The sequence below is a fragment of the Streptomyces sp. NPDC048257 genome (assembly GCF_043201855.1).
In the GTDB taxonomy this organism is placed as follows: domain Bacteria; phylum Actinomycetota; class Actinomycetes; order Streptomycetales; family Streptomycetaceae; genus Streptomyces.
The window spans coordinates 65459-91692 of sequence record NZ_JBICZI010000003.1; the positions used below are offsets into that span (position 1 = coordinate 65459).

Below are 26234 nucleotides of genomic sequence, written 5' to 3' on the forward strand. Positions count from 1 at the left end.
AATGCCCCGGAACCGGTGGACGCCCGCTCGCCGGGGACCTGAAGATGAGCGCGGCCCGCGCTCGGTGGGCCGTGAAGGGAGTGTCATGACGACGTCTCCGGTGGCCGGCAGGCCGGCGCCACCCCCGAGCAGTGCCCGCGAGGTCCCGGACAAGACCAAGTGGGCCGTCAAGCCCTTGAACGACGGCAAGGCGGCCTACGCGCTGCCCACCGAGTGGAAGAGCGGCGCGTTACACCACAAGATCTCCAAGGAACGTCTCAGCTCGATCGCCGAGCAGATCACCCCGGCCTGGAACTCGAAGAACCCGCAGCTCCAGGGGGCGGCCCGGGCGTTCTGGAACCTGTGCTGGTCGGTGGCCGGCGACAGCGTCGCCCAGGCCGTGGCCATGGCAGGTCACGGCGGCAGCCCCAACCCGCACCGGCTGCTGTGGAACCTGCCGCTGATGGTCTCGCTCGGCCCGCAGAGCCCGGCCAACGACCCGGGCATGAACTTCGACCCCGACACCGAGCCGGTGCCGGGCGGTCCGGGCACCCGTCGGATGGACGCCGTGTCACTCGCGCTCAAGGACCTCGAGACCGCCTGGCTGGGGGCGGCCGAAGCGGACAACGGGCGCGGCGTGTACGACGCCGCAGTGTGGACCACCCTGCACCGGCACCTGCAGACCGCTCATGTCGCCGCCGAACGCGTCGACCGGGACAAGCGGGTGCTGTACCCGCCCCTGCGCGAGCAGTGGGTGTACGACTCCAAGACCAAGCAGAACCTGCGCAAGGGGCTGACGCCGTTCCCGACGCCCGAGCAGGGTCTGCGCCTCTTCGCCGCGGCGCGGCTGAACGCGCCCTCGATAGCGGCGTACGCCGACTCCGCGGCCGCTGCCGCGACCGCCACGGTCCGCACCACGGTGAGCGGGCGGCAGGTCACCCTGACGCTGACCGCGGCCGAGCAGAACGTGCACCACGTGTGCGTGCGCCACACGCTCACGTTCTTCGACTTCACGGACGCGTCCCGGCCGCGGCCCATCAATACCTTCTGGCCGGACGTGCGCACCTTCGCCGACGCCACGGCCCTCACCACGACCCTGCTGCCGGGCATCGGCCGCAGCTGTCTGCGCGAACTGGACCGCGCGCTGGGCAACGTGGCCAAGGCGGCCGACTGGCTCGACGAGGTCCTCGAGATCTCCCACGAGGACGTCGACGGCCGGCTCGTCTTCTACAACGTGCAGTTCACCGAGGTGAACGGTACGGACGCCGCTCCCGCCGTCCAGGCCGTCATCGAGTCGTTCGCGCCGGACGGCCCCGACGGTCCGGGTTTCACCCGGGGCGACCTGGACCTCATCGCCCGGCAGCTGTGACGTCGGCTCCCTGGCCCCACAGCAGGACCGCGCCCGCGACGGCCGCCGCCGCTCCGAGCAGGAGGACGAGGACGACGAAGGCGATGTCCCAGCGGGCGGAGCGGCGGGCGGCGGCCGGATCCAGGGTGAAGAGAGCGAGGTCGTCGGGCACGTAGTGGACGGTGAGTTCCCGTCCGTACGCGTGGGCCGGATCCGGTATCCCCGAGCGGAGGCGGGCGGTGACGGCCGTTCCCTCCCGGGTGGTGAACACGAGGACTGCGGTGTGGCTGGTCCAGCTGCCCTCGCCGTCCTCGTGGACCGACTCGAGGACGGCTGCGACACGGCCGGGAACGCGGACGGCGGTGGCCAGCCGGGCGGCCTCACGGCGCATCAGAACCAGGTCGTGGCGCAGGACGGACGTCATGGCCACGGCCAGGGGCCCGCCGGCGCCCAGCAGTGCCCACGGGTAGCCGTGGCGGAGCGCGGTGTCGGCGACCAGGCCCGCGTAGAGCAGGAAGACCGCGAAGTGCGGCCATCCCCGACCGTGCCGGCCGTCCTGGAGGTCGTACGTGACCTCGAACCGGTGCGGCTCGCCGGGCGGGTGGAGCACCGCGACCTCCTGCCCCAACCAGACGGTGTCCAGTGTGATGCCGCGCTCGGCCTCGTACGGCAGGGCGTGCTCCCGCCCGGTCGCGGGGTCGGGGAAGGCGATCACCACGGGTATCCCGTCCGTGCCCGGGTTGCCGTGCGCGGGGGTTCGTACCTCCACGATCCGCCCGGTGACCCGCACCGCGCGCTGCGCCGGGGTCGCTCCGATCAGCGACCGCCCGTACCCGAACAGCGCCCACACACCGCACACCGCGCACCACAGCAGCAGAAATCCGTGCCAGTCCACGCCCGCACCCCCCAGTCGTCGTCGCGCAAGGTCTAACACGGCCGTCGCGAACACCCCAGCCCCCTGGTACCCCGACCCCGCCCCGCCTCTCCCCGCCGTACCCTGAACCCCGTGCCGCCCTCCCGCCTCCACCGTGTCGCCGTCCTCGTCCTCGAGGGCGCCAAGCCCCTCGACGTCGGTATCCCCGCGCAGGTGTTCACGACCCGCGCGAGCATGCCGTACGAGGTACGGGTGTGCGGCGCGGCGCCGGGTCTGGTGACCGGCGGGGACGGCCTGTCGTACCACGTCACCCACGGGCTCGACGCGCTCGCGTGGGCCGACATCGTCTTCGTCCCCGGCTACCGCTTCCCCGACCGCGAAGACCCGCCGCGGGCCGTCCTCGACGCGCTGGTCGCCGCGCACGACCGGGGCGCGCGGCTCGCCGCCATCTCGACGGGTGCGTTCGCCCTCGCCGCCACCGGTCTGCTCGACGGGAAGCGCGCCACGACCCACTGGCACTACGCGCGGGCCCTCGCCGCGAAACATCCGCTCGTCCGGCTCGACGAGAACGTCCTGTTCGTCGACGAGGGCAGCGTGCTGACCTCGGCCGGCGCCGCCTCCGGCATCGACCTGTGCCTGCACATCCTGCGCCGCGACCTCGGTGTGGCCGCCTCCAACCACGCGGCCCGGCGCCTGGTCGCGGCCCCCTACCGCAGCGGCGGTCAGGCCCAGTACGTGCCGCGCAGCGTCCCCGAGCCGCTGGGCGAGCGGTTCGCCGCCACCCGCGAGTGGGCGCTGCACCGGCTCGGCGACCCCCTCACCCTGGAGGCCCTCGCCCAGCACGCGGGGGTCTCGCCCCGGACGTTCTCGCGGCGCTTCGCCGAGGACACCGGGTACACGCCGATGCAGTGGGTGATGCGGGCCCGGATCGACGTGGCCCGTGAGCTGCTGGAGCGTTCGGAGCGGAGTGTCGAGCAGATCGCCGACGATGTCGGCCTCGGCACCGGGGCCAATCTGCGCTTGCACTTCCACCGGATCCTCGGCACCACCCCGACGGAGTACCGGCGCACCTTCACCCAGGGCGAATAGGCCGCCACCGGCCCGAAATCAGCCCATCCCGTCCCCCGTGGCGAGATCCTTACGAACCGTGGCGATCTCGCCGCTGTCGCGGCCGGAGATCGGGCGCGAACCTGATGGCGAACGAAAGGGACATCGCTCATGACTCGCATTGCCATCAACGGATTCGGCCGCATCGGCCGCAACGTGCTGCGCGCGCTCCTCGAGCGCGACACCGACCTCGAGGTCGTCGCCGTCAACGACCTGACGGAGCCCGCCACCCTGGCGCGGCTGCTCGCCTTCGACACCACGTCCGGCCGGCTCGGCCGCCCCGTGACCGTCGAGGGGAACGTACTCGTCGTCGACGGTCACCGCATCACGGTGCTCGCCGAGCGCGAACCCGAGCAGCTGCCGTGGGCCGAGCTCGGTGTCGACCTGGTGCTGGAGGCGACGGGCCGCTTCACCTCGGCCGAGGCCGCCCGCGGCCACATCAAGGCGGGTGCGCGCAAGGTGCTCGTCAGCGCCCCGTCCGACGGCGCCGACGTCACGCTCGCGTTCGGTGTCAACACCGACGCCTACGACCCGGCCCGGCACACGATCGTCTCGAACGCGTCCTGCACCACCAACGCGCTCGCCCCGCTGGCCGCCGTCCTCGACGAGCTCGCCGGCATCGAGCACGGCTTCATGACCACGGTGCACGCGTACACCCAGGAGCAGAACCTCCAGGACGGCCCGCACCGCGACCCGCGCCGTGCCCGCGCCGCCGGCGTGAACATCGTCCCGACCTCGACCGGCGCCGCGAAGGCGATCGGCCTCGTGCTGCCGCAGCTCGACGGCAAGCTGTCGGGCGACTCGATCCGCGTGCCGGTCCCGGTGGGCTCGATCGTCGAGCTCAACACCACCGTCGCCCGCGAGGTGACGCGCGAGGAGATCCTCGAGGCCTACCGCGCCGCGGCGCAGGGGCCGCTGGCCGGCGTGCTCGAGTACTCGGACGACCCGCTCGTGTCCTCCGACATCACGGGCAACCCCGCCTCGTCGATCTTCGACTCGGAGCTCACCCGTGTCGACGGCCGCCACGTCAAGGTGGTCGCCTGGTACGACAACGAGTGGGGCTTCTCGAACCGCGTGATCGACACGCTCACGCTGCTCGCCGCGGGCTGAACCGACAGCAGCGCCCGGTGGGGCGGCTCAGAGGTTGTCCCAGAGCCTGCGCCAGAAGTTGTCGCGCACGTCGCTGATCCAGTGACGGGTGTTGCAGTGCAGCTTGCGCACCACCGGGAAGGGCTGCGGTACCGGGCGCCCGCACCACTGGCACGGCTTCGTGCGTCGTGCGGGCGAGCCCGGCGCCCGCGTGCGGTTTGTCTCGGTCATGGATCCCAGTGAACCGGCCGACCGCGCGCGGCGCCTCGGCGTACGTACTCAGTCGCCCCGGTGCCTCCTACTCATGTGGCGCGTTCAGCGCATGCGGGGAAGGCGGCGGCTGAGGAGGACGGTCAGCGCGATCAGGGCGATCTGCACGAGCAGGGTGGTGGACACCGCGTCGCGCGCACCTGCGGTCGGGACCAGGGCGAGGAAGAGGCTTCCCAGCGTGGCGACGCCGAGCGCGACGGCGGACTGCTGGGCCGTGATCATGACGCCGCTGCCCGCTCCGGCCCGGTCTGCGGGCACGTCCGAGAGCATCAGGCGCATCAGTACCGGCATCTGGAAGCCCTGGCCCAGTCCTGCCAGGGCGATGCCCGGAGCGAGGGCCGCCGGGCCGAGGTCCGGCCAGCCGTAGCGCAAGGTGGCCAGCAGCAGGGCGATCCCGGCCGCCTGGATGACGCCTCCGGCGGTGACGATCCGGCTGCCGAAGCGGGCGACCAGGCGCGGTCCGGCCAGCGAGGCCCCGAAGAAGGCGACGGCCATCGGGGCCAGCGCCAGACCCGCTGCCACCGGGCCCATGTCCAGGCCCTGTTGGAGGGTGACGGCGAGGACGAACATGAAGCCGCCGAACCCGATCGAGAACGGCATCAGGACCGCCAGACCGCGCCGCAGCGACTCCAGCCTCAGCAGGCTCGGCGGCACCAGCGGGGTGTGGCCCCTGCGGTCGGCCCGGCGCTCGGTGAAGGAGAACGCCGCTGCGGCGACGGGGAACACGCCGAGCGAGATCCACGTCCACAGCGGCCAGCCCGCGGCCCGCCCCTCGGTCAGCGGCAGCAGCAGCGAGACCAGCGACAGCGCGAGCAGCAGGGTGCCCGGTACGTCCACGGCGGCGGGCCGGCCCGCGCGGGTGTCGGGGACGCTGCGCACCGCCAGGACCAGCCCCAGGAGCACCACGGGCACGTTGACCAGGAACACCGCGCGCCAGCCGGTTCCGGCGAGGTCGGCGGCGACCAGGACGCCGCCGAGGATCTGCCCGGCGACCATGGACAGGCCGCCGGTGGCCCCGTACAGGCTCATGGCCCGGGCCCGGCGCGGGCCCTCGGTGGTGGCCTGGATGGTCGCGAGCACCTGCGGCAGCATGAGCGCGGAGGCCGCGCCCTGGGCGACGCGGGCGGCGACCAGGCTCCAGGCGTTCGGGGCGAGACCGCAGGCGAGCGAGGTGACGCCGAACGCGGCCATGCCGATGAGGAAGAGCCGGCGGCGGCCGAGGCTGTCGCCGACGCGTCCGCCGAGGACGAGCAGGACGGCGTACGCGACGCCGTAGCCGCCGACGACGAGTTCCAGGAGGGCGGGGCCGGCGGAGAGGTCGTGCTCGATGGACGGCAGCGCGACGTTGACGATGAAGAAGTCGATCAGGGGCAGGGCCGCGCCCAGCAGCACGGTGAACAGGCCGAGGCCGCCCAGGTGGGGTGGGGCGGCGGTGATGGTGGGTGCTGGGGCGCTGTGTGCAGCGGTTCCGCGCAGAGGGGTTTGGGTCACCCTCCGACCGTCCCGCAACCGCCGGACGGGTACCAGAGGGTGCTGATCCGGGTACCAGCACTACCTGGCAACAGGATGAGCGGTGCGGCAGGCTGGGAGCATGACCACTGTGGCCCCTGGAAGCGATGTCCGTCGGCACGAGCTGGCCGAGTTCCTGCGCAGCCGCCGCGAGCGGATCACCCCCGAGCAGGTCGGGCTGGTGCGCGGGCCGCGTCGGCGGACCCCGGGGCTGCGCCGTGAGGAGGTCGCGCACCTGTCGTCGGTGGGCGTGACCTGGTACACGTGGCTGGAGCAGGCGCGCGACATCCAGGTGTCGGCGCAGGTGCTGGACGCGGTCGCGCGGGCGCTGCTGCTCGACGTGAGCGAGCGGGAGCACCTGTTCGCGCTGGCCGGAAGCCTGGACCCGGCGCCGCCTGCGGTCTGCCCCAGTGTGACGCCGGCCCTGCGGGCCATGCTCGACCAGCTGGGCCACATCCCGGCGTGCGTCCAGAACAGCCGGTACGACATCGTCGCGTACAACGCCGCGTACGGGCGCCTGCTCTGCGACCTGGACGGCAAGCGGCCGGAGGACCGCAACTGCATGTGGCTCGCCTTCACCGACCCGGAGTGGCGGGAGGCGGTGGTGGATCTTCCGGCCACGCACCGGCTGATGGCGGCGCGGTTCCGGGCGGCGATGGCGGAGCACCTGATGGAGTCCGCGTGGACGACGCTGCTGGCCCGGCTGGAGGGCGCGTCGGCGGAGTTCCGGGAGGTGTGGGCGCGCCACGAGGTGGTGGGCGGCCAGGTCTCGAAGTCGAAGTACGTCCGCAACGCGCACGTGGGCCTGCTGCACCTGGAGCACACCAACCTGTGGCTCGGGCCGTCTACCGGGCCGAGGCTGGTGACGTACGTACCGCTGGATCCGCAGACGCGGGAGCGGCTGGAGGAACTGGCCGGTACCGGGGTTCCCGTGACGGTCTGAGGGACGATCGGGGCGGGCGCTCGGCCGGTGCGGCCGCCCTGCTTCAGCCGATGGGCTCGGCGTCGATCCGGGAGTCGATCTGCTTGTACGTGCCGGGCTGCCGGGTGAGGACGGGGAGTCCCGATCCGAGCGCCAGGTGGGCGGCGTGCGCGGTGGGAAGGTCCGTGGCGCGTTCGCGGGCGATCTGGGCGACGGCCCAGCAGCCGGTCTCGTCGAGGGCACGGAAGACGAAGCAGGGGGCCGACAGGGCGTCCTGCAGCATCTGCGCGAGTTCCCCCTGGACCACCGCGGTGAGCCCCTGGGCGAATGCTGCCGCGGGCACGTACAGGGGCTGCGCCTGCCGGGCGGAGCGGAAGACACGGGCGGCCATGTAGACGTCGCCGTGCGCCAGCGCGGTGATCGCGGTGTGGTCGAGGATGTAGCCGGCGTTCACGCGGCGCTCTGCTCCTGCCCGGGACCGGTGTGCCCGCGCCGGCGGTCGGCGTCCTCGACCGCGGCCAGGGCCTTCTCCCACTCCCCCGGGTTCTCCTGCCGGGCTCGCTCGACGAGCCAGTCCAGCGCACGGGCGGCCCGCTCGGCCTGGTCGAGCTTCGCGGAGACGGCGTCCTCGATCCAGCCGGAGATCGATCCCGACGGGCTGGACTTGAGGATGTCCTCGATCGCCGTCACCTTGTCGGTGTCGAGCGTGATGGTGACCTTCTTCTTCGCCATACCAGCACCATACCGATGCCATACCGGCCGTGTCAGGGTCCGGGCCTACCAGAACGCGGCGCGCGTGCGTGCCAGGTGACGCGAGCCGGGCCTGGCCGCGGAGATCAGAGCGTCTCGCTCAGCGAGTCCGCGAGCCGCCGCCGCGCCGCCCGTGTCGCCGGCAGCACCGCCGCCAGGACGGCACCCAGCACCGCCGCGACGATCACCGTCAACATCACCGGCGGCGCGGGCAGCCGGGCGATGCCCGCGCCGATGCCGCTCGATGCGCCCTGGGTGTCCACCAGCCACCGGCCGGACAGCACGCCCAGCGCCGTGCCCACCAGGGCGGACGCCAGCGCGGTCAGTCCGGCGGCCGTCACGATCATGGAGCCGATCTGGCGTGGCGTCAGGCCGATGGCCTTCAGTGCGAGCAGGTCCCGGCCCCGGTCCCGTACGCCCGTACCGATCAGCGTCAGCAGTTCGATCAGCCCGATCAGTGCGAGGACGGCGATCAGGGCGGCGATCACTCCGCGCGCCGGTTCCAGCCGGTCGACCGGGTTCGGCGTCTCCCGGACCTCCAGCGTTCCGCCCGCCGCCGCGGCGAGTGCGTCGCTCACCTCCCGGGGGTCGGCGCCGTCGCGCAGCACCAGGGCGTGGAAGTCGGGCCGCAGCTCCGGATCGCGTTCCCGCAGTGCGTCGATGGTCGTGGTGATCACCCGGCCCCCGGATTCGGGTTCGATGGTGCGGCCGACGACGTGCAGGATCTGCGGCCGTCCCTCGACGGTCATCCGCACCCACGCGCCGACCTTCACCCCGAGGAGGTCGAGCAGCCCCTGACCGGCCACCGCCTCGTCCGGGCCGCTGACCGCACGGCCTTCCACCACCATGGCGGGATACGGGTCCCGGGCCGTCCCCAGCCCGCGGAGCGTGATGGTGCCGGTCTGCCCTGGCACCAGGGCCGCCATCTCGGCGCCGGGGTGGACGGAGGCGATGTCCGGGACCGCCCCGAGCGTCTTTTCCACCTCCGCTTCGGACGAGGCGGCGGGCTGCGCGGCCCGTACGGTCAGTGCCGCGGGCAGTCCCATCTGTGCGGGGTGGCTGCGGAACTGGTCGAGCGTCGACCAGGCGACGAGCGCGACCGTGATGAGCACCAGCGGCAGGGCGAGCCGGGCCACCGGCACGAGCGTCCGGCCGCGCCGCGGGAAGGCCGCGCGCCAGCCCAGGACCAGCGCGGGCGGTACGCGTACGCCCAGAGCCCGCCTGCCGAGCGCGGACATCGGCGCGGCGGAGGGCAGGGCCGCACGGGCCACCGGCACCGGTGGGACCCGTCCGGCCCGCCAGGCCGAGAGCCCGGTGGCGGCCGCGATCAGCAGCACCGCGCCGCAGGGGACCCCGATCATGAGCGCGGTGTGGCCGGGCAGGTCCTGCCACACCGCCGCCGCCTCCCCGATCCGCCCGGGTATCCGGGCGCCCAGCAGGGCGATCGCCGCCGTGCCGAGGGCCACGCCGAGGAGCGCGAAGGCCAGGTGCTGGACGAGGAAGCCGCGGGTCACCTGGCCCGGGGTGAAACCGACGGCCTTGAGGATCGCGATGTCCCTGAGCTGGCCGCGGACCCGGGCGCCGATCGCGCCGGCGGCGGCGAGGGCGGCCGCGAGCAGCGCACCGAGCCCGAAGACGGCGAACATCTGCCCGAGCAGCCGGTCGTCGCCGCCCGCCTCGGCCCGTGCCTGCTGCCACTTGGTGACCTGCGCGACCCGGTCGGCGCCGAGGACGGTCACGGCGCGCTGGACGGCGAAGTCGGTGTCGTCCGGGTCCTCCAGGCGCAGGCCCACGCTCTGCCCGGTGTCGCCGTGGGCGATCGCGTCGAGGGTGCCGGGGAGCACCCAGCCGATGCCGGGTCCGCCGCCCGGGTGGTAGCGGGGCTCGGCCACCTCGGCGATTCCGCGCACCCGCAGGGCGTGCGGGGCGCCGTCCGGTCCGGTGACCCGTACCGTGTCGCCCGGCTCCGCCCAGAGCGCCCGCGCGACCGAGGCCTCCAGGACGAGGGCCACGTCCGCATCGGCTCCGGCGTCGGCCTCGGGTCGGGGCAGCCAGCTGCCGGCGGTGACGAGCGGCCGCCCGGTCTGCGGGGGCGCCGCCGTGGCCGCGCGCAGCGTGACCCCGACGCGGGCGCCGCGCGATTCGGCCGTCGTCGCCGCCGTGCGGTAGGGCCCGGAAAGCGCTTCGACCCCGTCCACGCGGGACAGGGCGGCCATGTCCGCGCCGGCGCGGGTGTGCAGCCAGATGTGCGCGCCGCGCGACTGGTTGAAGACCCGCTGCCAGGGGTTGGCCGCGTAGCCGAACAGCGCGCCGGCCAGCAGGAGCGAGGCGATGATCCCGGCGCTGGCCAGCACGACGAAGAGGGCTTCGCCGCGGTGTGCGCGGAAGTCGGCGTGCGCCCAGCGCAGAGTGGCCCGCACGGTCACTCCTTCAGTTCCAGTTCCAGGTCCAGTACGCCGGAGACACCGCGGGCCGGTCCGCGGCGGCCGCCGCCGAGCTGCGCGTCGTCGGCTATGCGCCCGTCGAAGAAGCTGATGACGCGGTCGGCGGCACTGGCCATCCGGGCGTCGTGGGTGACCATCATGATCGTCTGGCCGCGCTGGTGGAAGCGGGAGAGCAGTCGCAGCACCTCGCGGGTGCCCTTGCTGTCGAGACTGCCGGCCGGTTCGTCGGCGAGCAGCAGTGCGGGGTGGTTGACCAGGGCGCGGGCGAGCGCGACCCGCTGCTGCTCGCCGCCGGACAGTTCGCCGGGCATCGACCGCTCGCGGCCTTCGAGGCCGAGTTCGGCGAGCAGTTCGGCGCGCGATGCGCGGGCGGCCTTCGGGGAGGCTCCGGCGAGCAGGGCGGGCAGTTCGACGTTGTCGGCGACGGTGAGGTTGGAGACCAGGTTGAAGAACTGGAAGACGACGCCGATGCTGCGGCGCCTGAGGACCGCCCAGCGGGCCTCGCGGTACTCGTCGACCCGCTCTCCAGCGATCCACAGCTTGCCGCTGTCGGGGCGCTGGAGGCCGCCCATCAGGTGGAGCAGCGTGGACTTGCCGGCTCCCGACGGCCCGGTGACGGCGACGAACTCGCCCGGCCGGACGGCCAGGTCCACCCCGCGCACGGCGTGCACCGGCACGCCCTCGCCGTAGTGCGTCTTGGTCAGGCCCTCGGCCCGCACGATGGGCGGGGCGCTCTCGGCGGGCTCGACGGGTACGGCCGCAGCGGTGGTGGCGCCGTCGCTCATTCCAGCTCCTCCTGGCAGCGTTCCAGCCAGTCGAGGTCGGCCTGCAGGTGCAGCATGGCGCCCTCGATCAGCAGTTGGGAGATCTTGTTGTCGCGGTCCTCCGCCGCGGCCAGCTTGGACAGGTCCCGCATGCTGTTGAGGTACTGCCGCCGCTGCTTGTTGATCAGTGCGACCGGATCGGCGAGACCCGACTGCGGTGCGAGCGCGAGCTTCATGAAGAACTCGTCCCGTACCCGCGGCTCCTCGGCGGTGTCCTCGAACCAGGCCAGCACGGCCTCGCGCCCCGCGTCCGTCAGCCTGTACGTGCGCTTGTTGGGCCGCCCCGCCTGCTCGACGTCCTCGCCTTCGATCAGGCCGCTCTTCTCCAGCCGGCCGAGGGTGACGTAGATCTGGCCGACGTTGGGCTGAGGGTACGCGGCGCCCAGGAGCTTCTCAAGGTCCTGCTTCAGCTCGTAACCGTGCGCAGGGCTACGGGTGAGGAGCGCAAGGAGCGCCAGCCGCACTCGCTCCCCCTCCTTCCCGCTCCGTAGTCAACGGTTCACTCGGCAGCGGGCCGAGTTGCGCCGCCGTCCGTCTCGTCTGCCTGGGCGTCTAGTATCGCCCATGCCTAACGGGTATATATAGGCCACGATGGTCGGCAGCGCAGCCGGGTCGTGCACTGGGAGGAATCTATGCGGTGGATGCGTGCCGCGGGTAGAGCTCTCCTGGTCGGAGCGGTCGTACTGGCGGGCTATGCCGGGTTCGGCGTCCGCGCCGACGCGGGCGCGGCCTCCGGGGCCCGCGGCCCCCTGACGCTCGTGACGGCGGGCGATCTGACCGACTACCTTCCCCCGCTCCTCGACGACTGGAACGACGCGCATCCCGACGAGCGCGTCACGCTCGTCGAACTTCCCGACTCGGCGGACGAGACCCGGGCCCAGATGATCAGCGAACTGCGATCGGGCCGCGACCGGTTCGACGTGCTGAACATCGACGTCGCCTGGACCTCCGAGTTCGCGGCGGCCGGATGGATCTCCCCACTCCGGCGTGACCGCTTCCCCCTCGACGCCTTCCTGCGTCCGGTCGTCGACACCGCGACCTTCGACGGCCGGCTGTACGCGGTCCCGTACGTCACCAACGCGGGGATGCTCTACTACCGCAAGGACGTCCTGGACCGGGAGGGCGAGGAACCCCCGCGCACCTGGGAGGACCTGGCCCGTCAGGCGCGCACGATCGCCCCGAGGTACGGACTGGACGGCTACGCCGGGCAGTTCCTGCCGTACGAGGGGCTCACCGTCAACGTCACCGAGGCCGTGCACTCGGCGGGCGGATCGATCCTGCGCGACGACGGCGCCCGCGTGACGGTGGACTCCGACGCGGCGCGCGCCGGACTGCGGTCCCTCGCGGACGGCGTGCGGGACGGCTGGATCTCCCGCGAGGCGCTCGGGTACAAGGAGGAGGAGTCCCGGCAGGCCTTCCAGGACGGCCGGCTGCTCTTCCTGCGGAACTGGCCCTACGTGTACGCGGACGCGAGCGCGGAGGGGTCGAAGGTCGCGGGCAGGTTCGGCGCCGTGCCGCTGCCCGGGCCCGACGGGCCCGGCACCAGCGTGCTGGGCGGCTCCAACCTCGCCGTGAGCAGCCATGCGCGGCATCCGGCGTCGGCCGCCGATCTGATCTCCTACCTGACCAGCGAACGGGTCCAGCGCCAGATCCTCACCAAGGGCTCGCTGCCGCCGGTGCGCGCCGCACTGTACGAGGACCCCGAGCTGATCCGCGCGTATCCGTACCTGCCCACACTGCGCCAGAGCGTGCTGTCGGCGGTGCCGCGCCCCAAGAGCCCGCGCTACGACCAGGTGAGCCTGGCCGTGCAGGCCGTGGCGCAGGACGTGATGGCGCTGCGCCAGACACCCGAGCAGGCTGCGGCGCGGCTCGCGCGCGAGCTCGGGCCGCTCTCCCGCAAGGGCTGATCGCACTCCGCCGTTCCTCTCTTTCTCCACTCCCTCAAGGGCCTCTACTTACATGTTAAGTAGAGGCCCTTCGTTATGCATGTGGACATTGACCCGCAAACCACCCCAGCTTTTCGCTGTTTCTGGACACATCGTTGACACCTTCCAGTCGCTGCTACTTAACATGCATGCATAACAGCGCACCGATCCGGAGCGCTCTCGCATTCAGCAGACAGGTCGACGCGAGATGCTCAGCACCCTTCGGGCCGACACCGGCCGCCCCTCCCCCACCGCCGCCCCGTCCGCCCCCTGGTGGCGCGACGCGGTGATCTACCAGGTATACGTCCGCAGCTTCCTCGACAGCACCGGGGACGGCATCGGCGACCTGGCCGGCGTCCGGACCGGGCTCCCCTACCTGCGCAAGCTCGGTGTCGACGGCATCTGGCTCAGCCCCTTCTACCCGTCGCCGCAGCACGACCACGGCTACGACGTCGCCGACTACTGCGGTGTCGACCCCGTCTACGGTGACCTCGCCGAGTTCGACCGGCTGGTGGCCGACGCCCGCCGGCTCGGGCTCAAGCTGCTGCTCGACGTCGTCCCCAACCACTGCTCCAGCGAGCACCCGTGGTTCCAGGGCGCGCTCGCCGCGGAGCCGGGCAGCGCGGCGCGCTCCCGTTTCCACTTCGCGCCCGGCCGCGGCCCGGACGGGTCGCAGCCCCCCAACAACTGGCGCGCCATGTTCGGCGGTCCCGCCTGGAGCCGGATCACCGAGCCCGACGGCACCCCCGGTGAGTGGTACCTGCACCTGTTCACCCCCGAGCAGCCCGACCTGAACTGGCGCGACCCGGCCGTGGGCGACGAGTTCGAGCGGGTGCTGCGCTTCTGGCTGGACCGCGGGGTCGACGGCTTCCGCATCGATGTCGCCGCCGGACTGTTCAAGCACCCCGAACTGCCCGACTCGGACGACCCCGGAGCCGACGAGCGCGCCCGCGACGCCGTCAACCAGCTGGCCTGGAACCAGCCCGAGGTGCACGACGTGTGGCGGCGCTGGCGCGCGGTCTGCGAGGAGTACACCGCCCGGGACGGCCGCGAGCGGCTGCTGGTCGGCGAGGTGTCCGTGCCCACCGCACGCGAGCACGCCGAGTACGTCCGCCCCGACGAGCTGCACCAGGCGTTCTTCTTCGACCTGCTCAGCGCGCCCTGGGACGCCGACACCTTCCGCGCCACGATCACCGAGGCGATGCGCGACATCGCCGGCACCGGCTCGACCGTCACCTGGGTCCTCAACAATCACGACCAGGTCCGTACGGTCACCCGCTACGCGGGCGAGCCCGGAGTGGAAGGCAGCGGACTGGGAGCCGCCCGCGCCCGCGCCGCGGCCCTCCTGATGCTCGCGCTGCCCGGCGCCGCCTACGTCTACCAGGGCGAGGAACTCGGCCTCCCCGAGGTCCTCGACCTGCCCGACGAGGTCCTCACCGACCCGATCTTCCGCCGCACGGGCAGCCGCAAACACGTCCGGGACGGCTGCCGCGTGCCGCTGCCGTGGTCCGGGCACGCCTCCCCCTTCGGCTTCACCCGGGAAGCGGGCGGCGCCCAGCCGTGGCTGCCGCAACCCGAGTGGTTCGCCGAACACGCCACCGACCGCGCCCTGGCCGACACCCGTTCCTTCTGGCACCTCTACCGCGACGGCCTCCAGCTGCGACGCACCCTGCCGCAACTCGGCGAGGGCGTCCTGCGCTGGCTGGACGCGCCTGCGCAGGTACTGGCGATCACCCGCGGCGACGGCCTGGTCTGCGCGGTGAACTTCGGTACGGAGCCGGTACCCGCTCCGGTCCCCGGCATCCCGCTGCTCGCCAGCGGCCCGTGTCCCGACGGTGTGCTCCCCGCGGCGACCGCCGCCTGGTGGACGGCCGACTGCCCGGCCCCCTGACCCCGCCCGCAGACCACCCCTCCCGCGGACCTCCCCGCCTGCCGACCCCCACGTGCCGACCTCCCACCCCCAGAAGTGGACCTCATCATGCGACGACCCAGCAAGACGACCCGACGGACCGCGGCCACCGCATCGGCGGCCTTCGCCCTCGCCCTCGGCGCCACCGCCTGCGGCGGCACCACCGGACCTGCCGGCGGCGGTGAACTGAGCGGCCAGACCGTGACCGTGGCCGGCGTCTGGACCGGCAGCGAGCAGCAGAACTTCAAGAAGGTCCTGGACGCCTTCACCGAGAAGACCGGCGCCAAGACGGTCTTCGTGCCCTCCGGCGACAACGTCTCCACCTTCGTCGGAAGCAAGATCGAGGGCGGCAACGCGCCCGACGTGGTGATGGTTCCCCAGGTCGGCGTGCTCCAGCAGTTCGCCAAGAAGGGGTGGCTCCAGCCCCTGTCCGGCCAGGCCGCCCAGACGGCCGGCTCCACCCTCTCCCCGGTGTGGCGCAACTACGGCACCGTCGACGGCACGTACTACGGCCTCTACTTCAAGGCCGCCCACAAGTCCACCGTCTGGTACGCCCCCGAGGCCTTCGCCCAGGCCGGCGTCAACGAGCCCAAGAGCTACGCCGACATGCTGAAGGCCGGCCGCACCCTCGCCGACTCCGGCCGCCCGGCCTTCGCCATAGCCGGCGAGGACGGCTGGACCCTCACCGACTGGTTCGAGAACATCTACCTCTCCCAGGCCGGGCCGGAGAAGTACGACCAGCTCGCCCAGCACCGGCTCAAGTGGACCGACGACAGCGTCGTCAAGGCGCTGACCACCCTCGGAGAGCTGTTCAAGGACAAGCAGCTCGTCGCCGGCGGTGCCCAGAGCGCCCTGGGCACCGACTTCCCCACGTCGGTCGCGCAGGTCTTCGGGCCCGAGGCGAAGGCGGGCATGGTCTACGAGGGGGACTTCGTCGGCGGCGTCGCCAAGGACCAGTTCGGCAAGAAGCTGGGGACGGACGCCAAGTTCTTCCCGTTCCCCGCGGTCGACGGCGGCAAGGCCCCGGTCGTCAGCGGCGGCGACGCGGCCGTGGTCCTCAAGGACGGAAAGAACGGCAAGGCCGGCATGAAGCTGCTCGAATTCCTGGCCGGCTCCGAGGCGGCCGAGGTCTGGGCGCGCGCGGGCGGCTTCCTGTCCCCGAACAAGGAGGTCGGCATCGCCTCGTACGGCGACGACATCACCCGCAGCACGGCCGACTCGCTCATCGCGGCGGGCGACTCGATCCGCTTCGACATGTCGGACCAGGCCCCGGCCGCGTTCGGCGGCACCAAGGGCGCGGGCGAGTGGAAGCTCCTCCAGGACTTCCTGCGCGACCCGTCGGACCCGCAGGGCACGGCCGCGAAGCTCGAGGCCGAGGCCGCCAAGGCCTACGGGAACTGAGGCGACTCCCATGGCTGACACCGTGACCGCCCGCGCCGGCACCGCCGTCGCCGGCACCGCTCGGGCCACGGCCGACGGGCGGCGCCTGGCCCGGCGAAGGAAGCGCCGCCTCGCGGTCGTCTTCGTCCTGCCGGCACTGCTGTTGCTCGGCGCGCTGGTCGTCTACCCGGTCCTCTTCTCCTTCGGCCGCAGCTTCTTCGACGCCGATGGCGACCGCTTCGTAGGAGCCGCGAACTACGCGGCGATCGTGCAGGACCCGGCCACCCTCAAGGCGGTCCGCAACAGCGCCATCTGGGTGGTCGTCGCTCCGACCCTGCTGACCGGGCTCGGGCTGATGCTCGCCGTGCTCACCGAGAAGGTGCGCTGGGCGACCGCGTTCAAGCTGGTGCTCTTCCTCCCGATGGCCGTGTCGTTCCTCGCCGCGGGCATCATCTTCCGGCTCGCCTACGAACAGGACCCGGACCGGGGCGTGCTCAACGCCGCCGTCGTCGGCGTCCACGACAGCTTCCAGGACACCGCCGCCTATCCGACGGCCCGGGCCCGTGAGGACCAGGGCATGACGGGCGGCGCGGGCGGCCCCTACAGCACCACGGAGGCCGTACGTCCCGGCCACTCGGTCAGTCTCGGCTTCATCGGGGTGGCGCCCGGCGCGCTGCCCGCCGGAACGAAGGCCGCGGCCACCACCGAGCCCGGCGCGGACGGGATCGGGGGCGTCGTCTACCTCGACTTCGCCCCCGGCGGCGCCGGCACCCCCGGCCGCATCGACCCGGGCGAGAACGGACTGCCCGGCATGACGGTCGAGGCCGTACGGGACGGCCGCGTGGCCGCAACGGCCCGCACCGCCGACGACGGGTCGTTCCGCTTCCCGGGGCTGGCCGACGGCGAGTACACCGTCAGACTGCCCGCGGCCAACTTCGAAGCCCCGTACACGGGGGTGAACTGGCTCGGTCCGGCGCTGGTGACACCGGCCATCATCGGTGCCTACCTGTGGGTGTGGACCGGCTTCTCGATGGTCCTGATCGGCGCCGGCCTCGCGGCCATCCCCCGGGACGCCCTGGAGGCCGCGCGCATGGACGGTGCCAGCGAGGGCCAGATCTTCCGCAAGATCACCGTGCCGCTGCTCGCACCGGTGCTCACGGTCGTCTTCGTGACCCTGGTGATCAACGTGATGAAGGTCTTCGACCTCGTCTACATCATCGCGCCCGGACCGGTCCAGGAAGAGGCGAACGTACTGGCCACCCGCATGTGGCTCGTCTCGTTCGGCGGTGGCAACGACCAGGGGCTCGGCAGTGCGCTCAGTGTGGTGCTGCTCCTGCTGGTCGTCCCGGCGATGATCTTCAACATCCGGCGTTTCCGAAGGAGTGGAGCATGAGCGGCCACCGCACCATGTCGCGCCTGCTGAGCAGCTCCCTCGTCCAGGGCGTGCTGATCCTGGTCGCCCTCGTATGGATCACCCCGCTGGCGGGGCTGCTCATCTCCTCGATGCGCTCCGAGGGTGACAACGCCTCCGACGGTTGGTGGACCTCTCTCACGGACCCGTCCCAGCTGTCCCTCGACAACTACAGCGCCCTCCTGAAGGACTCGGGCATCGCCGCGGCCTTCGGGAACACCGTCCTGATCTCCGTGCCGACTACCGTGCTGGTGGTCGCCATCGCGGCACTCGCCGGATACGCCTTCGCGTGGCTGGACTTCCCCGGCCGGGACGCCGTCTTCCTGGTGGTCGTCGGACTGCTGGTCGTACCCGTGCAGATCGGGCTGCTGCCGGTGGCCAAACTCTTCGGCGCAGTGGGGCTGTTCGGCACGGTCGCGGGCGTCGTCCTCTTCCACGTCGCCTACGGACTGCCGTTCGCGATCTTCCTGCTGCGCAACTACTTCGCCGGGATACCGCGCGAAATGCTGGAAGCCGCGCGGATGGACGGCGGCAGCGAGTGGCGGATCTTCTCCCGGCTGGTCCTGCCGCTCGGCCGCCCGGCCATCGCGAGCCTGGCCATCTTCCAGTTCCTCTGGGTCTGGAACGACATGCTCGTGGCGCTGCTGTTCGCGGACAGCGAGTCCCAGCCGCTCACGGTGGCGCTGCAGTCCCAGATGCGGCAGTTCGGCAGCAACATCGGCGTCCTCGCGCCGGGTGCGTTCCTGTCCCTGGTGGTCCCGCTGATCGTCTTCTTCGCCTTCCAACGGCACTTCGTGCAGGGGGTGATGGCGGGCTCGGTGAAGTAGCCGCCCCACCGCTCCTGCCGCCGGCATCGGGTGAGTTGGCGGGACGGGTCAGAATGGCTCCATGAGCACGGAGACAGACGCAGTGGCCGAGGCCATGGCCGGGGAGCTGAAGCTGATGGCTCCTGACGTTCGGGCATCGAGGTCTCTTGCCGGGCGGCTCCTGGACCCCGACTTCACAGAAGTCGGGGCTTCGGGCCGCCGGTGGGACCGGCAGGCGATGCTCGATGCGTTGGCGGGCATGCAGGGCGGGTCGGAGGACGGTCCGCGTCATGAGCCCGTCGACATGGTGGGCACCGCGCTGGCGCCGGGCATGGTGCACCTGACGTACGAGACCACGATCGACGGACAGCGAGCGCGCAGGAGTTCGATCTGGCGGAAGCTGGACGCGATGTCACGCCGGCTGCGTCCGTCCGGTGTGGACCCGGACGGACGCAGCTGTGCCTAACGGCAGATGGCGAGTTGGTGTGGTCAGACGCCGCTGGCGATCTGGCCGAGGCCGTTCCATCCGTTGACCTTGCCGTCGCCGAGCCAGGCGCTGTAGGCGGTGCTGGTGCCACTGCCTCGCAGGAGGAAGTCGGCGTGGGTATCACCGTCGAAGTCCGCGAAGTGGACGCGGCCGTGTTCGGTGGTGACTCCTGAGGCGACTTGGCCCAGGTTGTCCCAGCCACCGTGTCCGTCGCCGCCCAGATTGGCGTGGACGTTGACGGAGCCGTTGGGGTTGATCACCCAGTAGTCGGCCTTGCCGTCACCGTTCCAGTCCGTCAGGCGCACCCGCGAGCGGTCGGTGGTCGTACCGGAGGCGACCTTGCCGAGGCCCACCCAGGCGTTGTCGCCGCGGTTCAGCCAGACGCTGACGTTGCCGTTGTCGAGGATGGTGATGTAGTCCGACCGGCCGTCACCGTCCCAGTCGGCGAAACGGACCTGTTCCTGATTGGTGGTGATGCCCGACGCCACGAGGCCACGGTTCTGCCAGCCCCCGCCGCCATCGCCTCCGCGGTTGATGTGGACGTTGACGGAGCCGTCGGGGTTGATGACCCAGTAGTCGGCCTTGCCGTCGCCGTCATAGTCGGCGAGACGTACGCGCGAACGGTCGGTCGTGGTGCCGCTTGCGACCTTGCGGGCGGTACCCCAGGCATTGGGGCCGCGGTTCAGCCAGACGCTGACGTTGCCGTTCGCGGCGATGCTGATGTAGTCGGGCTTGCCGTCACCGTCCCAGTCGGCCCACCGCACCTGGTCAGCGCCGCCGACCTCGTTCGCCGCGGCGGAACGCCGCGGTTCGGTGGTCTTGGCGATCCACTGGGCGAGGTCGTCGGTGCGGGCGGCGATGGCGCCCGTGCGGGTTTCGGCCGGATCGGCGCCCAGGCAGCCGCCCTGCCAGGATCGGCTGTTGATGCCGACGAGTTCACCCGCGGCGTTGAGGAGGGGGCCGCCGGTGTCTCCCTTGCAGATGGCGTCGGTTCCCTTGCCGGTGATCGCCAGTGTGGTGGCGGCCGCGGAGTCGAGGGTGAACGTGCCGGTATGGACCTTGCCCGGTACCCACTCGGCCTTCGTCCGGCCGAAGCCGGCGGCGTTGAGGCTCGTACCGGCGGCCGGGGCCGAGGCGGAGACCTTGACCGTGGCCGTGCCCCTGGCCGGCAGTACGAGACGGGCCAGGACCACGTCGCGCTCAGCGCGGGGGGCGATTTCGGTGACCTCGCGGGTCTCGCCGCCGGCCAGGGTGACGGTGGCCCCCAGAGCAGGCGTCCCTGCGGGAACCTGCTGGCCCGGGACGGCGGCGAAGCAACTGGCGGCGGTGGCGACCCACCACTCGTCCACGAGGGTGCCGGTGCAGGCCCGACCGGAGGTTTCGTCGCCGAAGTTCAGTTTCACGACGGCGGCGTGTCGGTCGGAGGTGACCTCTGGGCCGGTGAGGGCATGGACGGGGGTGATGAGGCCTGTGGTGACTGCGATAACGGTGGCCACGAGCCCGGTCATCCGCGCCGAGCGCGGACGGAGTTCAGTCATGCGATGCACCCTTCAGACCTTCCAGACCTGGTCGGCGTACCGTGAGTCGCAGCCGATCTGGGTCAGAGGTGCGCCCCACTCCGGCGTGCGCCACGAGACGAACATGCACTTGTCGGTCACCGAGTTACGGATGGAGTAGCCGCCGCCGGCGACCGGCTCCAGCTTCCACACCTGGTCGGCGAACTCCGGGTGGCAGTCGAACTGCGTGACGGGCGCACCGTCCTCGGGCGTGCGCCACGAGACCACGAGGCAACGGTTGCTGTTGTGGTTGCGGATCTGGTAGCCCCCCTGGACCGGCTCGAGCTTCCAGAGCTGGTCTGCGTACTGCGGGTCGCAATCGACCACCTGCGCCTGAGCCCCGTTGTCGGGGGTCCGCCAGCCGACGTACGCGCAGCGGTTGCTCAGTGCGTTCTGGATCGAGGCGGTCGTCAGGCGCACCTCCCGCAGCCATTCGGAGAGGCCGTCGACGCGGGTGGAGATGGCGCCTGTACGGGCCTCGGCTGCGGGGGCGCCGAGGCAGCCGCCCTGCCACGAGCGGGAGTTCACCGCGACGATCTGGCCGGAGGCGTTCAGGAGCGGGCCGCCGGTGTCGCCCTTGCAGATCACGGCCGTGCCCTTGCCGGTGACGGCAAGGGCGGTGGACGTCGCGGAGTCGAGGGTGAAGGCGCCGGTGTGGAGCTTGTCCGGCGCCCACTCGGTCTTCGTACGGCCGAACCCGGCGGCAGTCAGATCGCCGCCGACGGCCGGGGCCGCGCCGGCGAGGGGTGCAGGCGTGATCCCGGTGACCGGAGCGGCCAGTCGTACGAGGGCGGCGTCACGGTCGGCGCGCGGCGCGACTTCGGTGACCTCGACCACCTTGCCGTCGCTGAGCGTCGCGGTGGTCTTGAGGGCCGGCTTGCCGGCCGGGACCGTGGTTCCCGGGGTGGCGGCGACGCAGCTGGCGGCGGTCAGGACCCAGAAGCGGTCGACCAGGGTTCCGGTGCAGGCGCGGAAGTTGGCCTGGTCGCCGATGGTGAGCCGGACGGCGTACGGGTACGAGCCGGCGGCAGCCTCCGGACCCGAGACCGCGACGGCGGGGGTAGCGGTCATCAGGGCCGTCGACAGCAAGGCGGAGGTGGCCAGCAGGCCGGAGATCCGCGCGGCGCGCGGACGGAGTGCAGACACGTGTGTTCCTTCGAGGACAGGGCGCGCGGGAATGGCATCGCGAACGCTGCGGGTCGGCCTTTCGGCCGACGGGGCCAGGGAAGTGGTGAGGAAGGGCGCCGTGCGGGCGCGTTGCCGGGTACTACTTGCTGGTGCGGATTTCCAGAAGCATGAAATCGCGGCCCTTTTCGTCCGCGGTTTCGCCCACTGCCGTCCAGGCGTTCTTGTCGACGTTGAAGGTCTTTTCCTCGGCGCCCGTGGTCATGTTGACCTGCGAGGCGTATTCATTTCCCTTGATTCCGAACACCGACGGAATCTCCAGGCTCAGGTATCCCTTGTTTCCGGTTGTGCGGAAGCACACCTTCTCGTTCTTGTGGGAGAAGACCTCCATCTGTTCGGGTGCGCCCGTGCACTCGGTGAGGAGAATGTGGCCGTCTCCGCTCTTGAGCTTGATCTTCTGCTCCGCGAGGATTTTGTCGGCGTTCGGGTAGGCACCGTCCTCGATGGCGTAGCCCGGGCCCTCATCGGCGATGGCCTTCGTCGCGAGACCCTCCGCGCCCGCTCCGCCGGTCACTCCGCCCACAGCAACCCAGGTCAGAGCCCCGGCGGCCAGAGCTGCGCCGACGATCCGCAGGATTGCGCTACGTGCCTTCATATTCGTCCTTAGTGTCGATCCAGGTGGTTCGCGAGCGCACGCAAGCGCGCTGCGAGTGAAATCGTTGAGCCTGAATTCAGAGCCCGTGTGTGAATGCGATTTTCCCCGGGCGCGGCTGATCGGCGCACTCGAAACGAGATTGCTTCTCGGTTCTGGCGAGTGGCTGACGATCTTCTGAATGAAACCAAGACATTCGCGCTCCAGCCAATGGAATAAATATCCCACATCGGGACATATCTGCCACCGTGGGCGTGACTTGCGCCACCCTCCGGAATGGTTGTGCCGATTTTTCGAAAATCCGTGGACGAGATCCAGCCATCTTTCGGCCGCAGCGCCAGTCGGCTTCTATTCGAGTGTGTTCCGGCCGTGTGTGCTGCATATGGTCGAGTCATCGCCGTCCGATGAAGAATCTCGGGCGGGTTTTAGCCTCGGCCTCGACGAGGAATCACGAACCAGAGAGGTTCTTCCGTGCAGGAAACATTTTGGAGTCGGCGCCGGTTCGCGACCGCGATGGCGGCCGGCGTGGCAGCTGCATCGACCCCGCTGCTGCTCACCACCCCGGTCCGGGCGGCCCCCGGAGCAGCCGTTCCGGCCGGCGACGCCCTGAGCCTGCCGGACACGGACCGGGCCAAGGTCGTCAAGGCGTGGATTCTGGGCGGCCGTTCGGTCAGGCAGGCGGCTGCCTACGCACTGGGCGGTACCGACCAGGAGATCAGGACCTTCCTCACCGAGCAGTTGCCGAAGGCCACGCGGATCGACAACCGCGTCGCCGCGTTCACCTACCTGGGCTTCGGAGGCAAGAGCGTCCGCAGGGACGTGAACGCGGCCCTCAGCGGTGGTGACGAGGCGATATCCACGTTCGTCAAGGACGGCTTCCGCTCCTCGGTCACCGAGGACATGCGGGTCTCGACCCTCAGCGTCATGGCCAACAGCGGAAAGAGCGTCAAGCGTGACGGCAACGCCGCGCTGAGCGCCGGCACGGACCAGGCGCTGGAGCAGTTCCTGCTCACCGGCCAGTTCAACGCCCGGCTGGAGGACATGCGGGTGGAGATCGTCCGCAGCCTCGCCACGGCGGGCCCGGAGCTCAAGAAGTACGCGAACCGGGCTTTGAGCGGGACCGCGGACGACGTGCAGTGGTACCTCGACACCGGGCAGCACATCGCGCGGGCCCGCGACCAGGAGTCCGCCACCATCGCGCAGCTGGTGGCCGTCGTCGAGCGCGAGAGTGCGCGCGCACGGGAGCAGACGGATCTGGCCGTCGAGGCCTCGGAGCGTGCGACGACGGCCGCGGGCAAGGCCAAGGAAGCCGCTGAGAAGGCTGCGGCGGAAGCCGCCGCAGCCAAGGACGACGTACGCAGGTCGGCCGAGGCCGCCCGCCAGGCCGCCACCGCCGCGAGCGGCGCGGCGTCCGCCGCCCGTACGGCGATTCGTGCCTCGTCCGCGGCGGTCCAGGCGTCGCAGCGTGCTTCCTGGGCGGCGACGGCCGCTTCCCAGGCTGCCGCCGCAGCCGGATCGGCCGCCACGCGCGCCTACAACGCCGCGATCGCCGCGTCGAAGGACGCATCGAAGACGAACGAGGCGAAGAACGCGGCTGTCGCCGCGCGCGACGCTGCCGCGAAGGCCTACTCCGCGGCCAAGGCGGCCGATGATGCGGCTGTCGCGTCCGAGCAGTCCGCGAACGCCGGCCTGGCCGCTGCGGACGCGGCGCGTGACGCGGCTGCCGCCGCCAGGGCCTCCTCCCAGGCGGCCGAGGCCTCCGGTGTCGCCCAGGGCGAGGCGGCCGAGGCCAAGCGCCAGGCCGAGATCGCCTCCTCCGCCGCCAACCAGGCGACCAACGCGGCCTCCTCGGCCCAGGCGCTGGCCTCGACCGCCGCACGCGCCGCACGCACCGCCAACAGCGCGGCCAAGTCCGCGGCCGGGCATGCCGAGAAAGCCGCCGACGCCGCGGAAGAGGCCGTCAAGTACGCCGGCCAGGCCATCGACTTCGCGAACAAGTCGACCGCCTACGCCAACGAAGCGGTCAAGGCCGCCAACGACGCGACCCAGGCCATCGCGGACGCCATCGCGGTGGAGAAGAACGCCCGCGCCGCCGAGGCGGCCGCGCTGGCGGCCGACAAGCTGCAAGGCATGAAGGATGCCGCGCAACTCGCCCTCCTGGACAAGAGCGAGCGTGCGGCCGCCCTGAACAAGCGCACCCAGGCGCAGCAGACCGCCCAGGCCACCAAGGACCTGATCGCCAGGGCCGAGCAGGCCCTCGGCAACGACGACCTCACCGTCGCCGCCACCCTCGGCCGTCAGGCAGCCGTCGTGCTGCTGGACTCCCACGGCACCTGGACCCGTCAGGCCGCCCGCTTCGCACTCGCCGGGTCCGACTACGACGTCCACTCCTGGATCGACCTCGACCGGCAGCTCGCCGAGGCCCAGGACGACCGCGAGACCACCCTCTTCATCGCACAGGTCGCCGAGCCGGCCGTGGCGAAGGCGGCGGCCCAGGCCCTCACCGGCGGCACCCCCGCGGTGGGCGACTTCAACACCTCCGGCGTGATCAAGTCGCGCGCCCAGGACAACCGGGTCAACATCCTGAAGATCCTGCACCAGAAGCCCGGCAATGCCGTCACCAAGGCCGCCAACGACGCGCTGAACGCGAACACACCCGAAGCCCTCCAGAAGTTCTTCGACGAGGACCTGCCCAAGGCGGTCGAAGAGGACGACGCCGTCAGGACCATGAAGGTCATCGCCAGCGGCGACGCGTACTCCAAGGCCTACGCGGAGGTCGCCATGTCGGGCCCCGCGTGGATGCGCCGGAATTTCGTGGAAGCCGTCCAGCACCGAGCGGCCCAGCTCGACTTCGACTCCCTCAGCCACGCAGCTGCCATGCAGGCGACCATCGCCGCAGCGGCCAAGCTCGCCCAGGGGGCGCAGAAGGAGGCGGCACTCGCCTCTGAGGTCGCCGCACTGGCCCGGGACGCCGGCGAGAAGGCCCAGGAGTGGGCGCAGAAGGCGCTGGACTCGGCGAAACTGGCCGACGACTTCGCGGCCAAGGCCCGCCAGCACGCGGACTCGGCGGACAAGTCAGCCGCTGATGCCCAGGCCTCGGCGAACAAGGCCAAGGACGCCGCCGCCACCGCCCAGAGCGCCTCCCGCGCGGCCAACCACTCCGCCAACCGCGCCGTCGACGCGGCCCGCAGCGCCCTGACCTCCGCCTACAACGCCCAGGCCTCCGCCGCCAACGCCCACCAGTCCGAGCTCGCCGCCGGCCGCGACGCCAAGACCGCTGCCACCGCCGCCGCCGAAGCACGCCAGATCGCCGCGGACAAGCGGACGGCCGAGGTGCGCGAAGCCGCGCGCGTGGCCGCCGAACAGGCACAGAAGGACCGGGACGCCAACCGCAACCCCTCCGACACGACACACAACGACACGGTCAACCCCAAGGGAAGCCAGTCCGGCAAGGACGAATGGTGGAACGACGCCAAGTGGTGGGCTGACACCGCCGACAAGGTGAGCACGGCCGCAGGACTCCTCGCGGCAGGTTTCGCCGTCTCGTGCGTGTTCTTCCCGGCAGCACCCGTTCTCGGCAGCATCGCCGCAGTCTGCCTCGGCGTCTCCGTACTCGCCGCCGGAGTCAGCGCGATCGCCACCGGCATCGAATACGGCTTCACCAGCGGCGAATTCGCATCGTCCGCCGGCCGCGCAGCACTGGGACTGCTCACCCGCGGCGGCGGACGTGCCGCCGTCACCGTGGCCAAGCCGGTCGTCCGCACCGTGGAAAAGGCCGCCGGGGCCGCATCCAAATTGCTCTACGACCTCGTCTCCTGACAGCCGAACCGTCACTTCCTCCCCCCGCCGTGCTGACCTTCCGCCTCC

Annotated in this window: 22 protein-coding genes; 11 read left to right on the top strand and 11 right to left on the bottom strand. The window is 71.6% G+C overall.

The window, feature by feature from the left end:
* Window positions 1-85: 85 nt before the first annotated feature.
* Window positions 86-1348: a hypothetical protein gene (locus ACGFZK_RS07745; RefSeq protein ID WP_393847959.1), complete on the top strand. Its 1263-nt coding sequence runs from the start codon at window positions 86-88 to the stop codon at window positions 1346-1348.
* On the opposite strand, the gene ACGFZK_RS07750 is transcribed toward ACGFZK_RS07745, so the two are convergent.
* Window positions 1329-2222 (bottom strand): DUF3592 domain-containing protein, encoded by an 894-nt coding sequence (locus tag ACGFZK_RS07750; RefSeq protein ID WP_393847960.1) that lies wholly within the window; start codon window positions 2220-2222, stop codon window positions 1329-1331. The genes ACGFZK_RS07745 and ACGFZK_RS07750 overlap by 20 nt on opposite strands.
* Before the next feature lie 111 nt (window positions 2223-2333).
* Here ACGFZK_RS07750 and ACGFZK_RS07755 point away from each other — a divergent pair, with 111 nt between their 5' ends.
* A complete protein-coding gene (locus tag ACGFZK_RS07755; RefSeq protein WP_393847961.1) occupies window positions 2334-3290 on the top strand; it encodes a GlxA family transcriptional regulator in 957 nt (318 codons plus the stop codon).
* Window positions 3291-3419: 129 nt separating this feature from the next.
* Window positions 3420-4418 (top strand): type I glyceraldehyde-3-phosphate dehydrogenase, encoded by a 999-nt coding sequence (gene gap, locus ACGFZK_RS07760; RefSeq protein WP_393847962.1) that lies wholly within the window; start codon window positions 3420-3422, stop codon window positions 4416-4418.
* Between the two features lie 27 nt (window positions 4419-4445).
* On the opposite strand, the gene ACGFZK_RS07765 is transcribed toward gap, so the two are convergent.
* Complete coding sequence (locus ACGFZK_RS07765) at window positions 4446-4628, bottom strand: hypothetical protein (protein WP_393847963.1); 183 nt, start codon at window positions 4626-4628, stop codon at window positions 4446-4448.
* Between the two features lie 84 nt (window positions 4629-4712).
* Complete coding sequence (locus ACGFZK_RS07770; protein WP_393848481.1) at window positions 4713-6143, bottom strand: MFS transporter; 1431 nt, start codon at window positions 6141-6143, stop codon at window positions 4713-4715.
* Window positions 6144-6258: 115 nt separating this feature from the next.
* On the opposite strand from ACGFZK_RS07770, the gene ACGFZK_RS07775 reads away from it, so the two are divergent.
* Window positions 6259-7119, top strand: a complete 861-nt coding sequence (locus tag ACGFZK_RS07775) for a helix-turn-helix transcriptional regulator (protein WP_393847964.1) — start codon at window positions 6259-6261, stop codon at window positions 7117-7119.
* Between the two features lie 43 nt (window positions 7120-7162).
* On the opposite strand, the gene ACGFZK_RS07780 is transcribed toward ACGFZK_RS07775, so the two are convergent.
* The 5 genes from ACGFZK_RS07780 to ACGFZK_RS07800 form a co-directional block, all read right to left on the bottom strand.
* Complete coding sequence (locus ACGFZK_RS07780; RefSeq protein WP_393847965.1) at window positions 7163-7552, bottom strand: hypothetical protein; 390 nt, start codon at window positions 7550-7552, stop codon at window positions 7163-7165.
* Window positions 7549-7830: a hypothetical protein gene (locus ACGFZK_RS07785; RefSeq protein WP_393847966.1), complete on the bottom strand. Its 282-nt coding sequence runs from the start codon at window positions 7828-7830 to the stop codon at window positions 7549-7551. The genes ACGFZK_RS07780 and ACGFZK_RS07785 overlap by 4 nt, the downstream gene beginning before the upstream one ends.
* 104 nt (window positions 7831-7934) lie before the next feature.
* Window positions 7935-10268: an FtsX-like permease family protein gene (locus tag ACGFZK_RS07790; protein ID WP_393847967.1), complete on the bottom strand. Its 2334-nt coding sequence runs from the start codon at window positions 10266-10268 to the stop codon at window positions 7935-7937.
* A gap of 2 nt (window positions 10269-10270) precedes the next feature.
* Window positions 10271-11077 carry an ABC transporter ATP-binding protein gene (locus ACGFZK_RS07795; protein ID WP_393847968.1) on the bottom strand — a complete coding sequence of 269 codons (807 nt, stop codon included), beginning with the start codon at window positions 11075-11077 and terminating at the stop codon, window positions 10271-10273.
* The gene (locus tag ACGFZK_RS07800; protein WP_393847969.1) at window positions 11074-11580 is read right to left on the bottom strand and encodes a PadR family transcriptional regulator; all 507 of its coding nucleotides are present in this window, start codon (window positions 11578-11580) and stop codon (window positions 11074-11076) included. The genes ACGFZK_RS07795 and ACGFZK_RS07800 overlap by 4 nt, the downstream gene beginning before the upstream one ends.
* Window positions 11581-11748: 168 nt before the next feature.
* Between ACGFZK_RS07800 and ACGFZK_RS07805 the strand changes: the two genes are divergently transcribed.
* The 6 genes from ACGFZK_RS07805 to ACGFZK_RS07830 all read left to right on the top strand — a co-directional run bounded on the left by ACGFZK_RS07805 (window position 11749) and on the right by ACGFZK_RS07830 (window position 19013).
* A complete protein-coding gene (locus tag ACGFZK_RS07805) occupies window positions 11749-13023 on the top strand; it encodes an ABC transporter substrate-binding protein (protein WP_393847970.1) in 1275 nt (424 codons plus the stop codon).
* A 226-nt stretch (window positions 13024-13249) separates the two neighbouring features.
* A complete protein-coding gene (locus ACGFZK_RS07810; protein WP_393847971.1) occupies window positions 13250-14932 on the top strand; it encodes a glycoside hydrolase family 13 protein in 1683 nt (560 codons plus the stop codon).
* A gap of 87 nt (window positions 14933-15019) precedes the next feature.
* Complete coding sequence (locus ACGFZK_RS07815) at window positions 15020-16351, top strand: ABC transporter substrate-binding protein (RefSeq protein ID WP_393847972.1); 1332 nt, start codon at window positions 15020-15022, stop codon at window positions 16349-16351.
* A gap of 10 nt (window positions 16352-16361) precedes the next feature.
* Window positions 16362-17723: an ABC transporter permease subunit gene (locus ACGFZK_RS07820; RefSeq protein ID WP_393847973.1), complete on the top strand. Its 1362-nt coding sequence runs from the start codon at window positions 16362-16364 to the stop codon at window positions 17721-17723.
* 14 nt (window positions 17724-17737) lie between these two features.
* A complete protein-coding gene (locus ACGFZK_RS07825; protein ID WP_393848482.1) occupies window positions 17738-18568 on the top strand; it encodes a carbohydrate ABC transporter permease in 831 nt (276 codons plus the stop codon).
* Between the two features lie 61 nt (window positions 18569-18629).
* A complete protein-coding gene (locus ACGFZK_RS07830; RefSeq protein WP_393847974.1) occupies window positions 18630-19013 on the top strand; it encodes a DUF4440 domain-containing protein in 384 nt (127 codons plus the stop codon).
* 23 nt (window positions 19014-19036) lie between these two features.
* Here the strand turns inward: ACGFZK_RS07830 and ACGFZK_RS07835 are convergent, their stop codons facing one another.
* The 3 genes from ACGFZK_RS07835 to ACGFZK_RS07845 all read right to left on the bottom strand — a co-directional run bounded on the left by ACGFZK_RS07835 (window position 19037) and on the right by ACGFZK_RS07845 (window position 22370).
* The gene (locus tag ACGFZK_RS07835) at window positions 19037-20572 is read right to left on the bottom strand and encodes an FG-GAP-like repeat-containing protein (protein WP_393847975.1); all 1536 of its coding nucleotides are present in this window, start codon (window positions 20570-20572) and stop codon (window positions 19037-19039) included.
* 12 nt (window positions 20573-20584) lie between these two features.
* Window positions 20585-21736, bottom strand: coding sequence for a trypsin-like serine protease (locus ACGFZK_RS07840; RefSeq protein ID WP_393847976.1), 1152 nt, complete (start codon window positions 21734-21736; stop codon window positions 20585-20587).
* Window positions 21737-21857: 121 nt separating this feature from the next.
* Complete coding sequence (locus tag ACGFZK_RS07845) at window positions 21858-22370, bottom strand: hypothetical protein (protein ID WP_393847977.1); 513 nt, start codon at window positions 22368-22370, stop codon at window positions 21858-21860.
* A gap of 522 nt (window positions 22371-22892) precedes the next feature.
* Between ACGFZK_RS07845 and ACGFZK_RS07850 the strand changes: the two genes are divergently transcribed.
* Entirely contained in the window at window positions 22893-26186 is a 3294-nt protein-coding gene (locus ACGFZK_RS07850; RefSeq protein WP_393847978.1) for a hypothetical protein, read from the top strand.
* Window positions 26187-26234 lie beyond the last annotated feature (48 nt).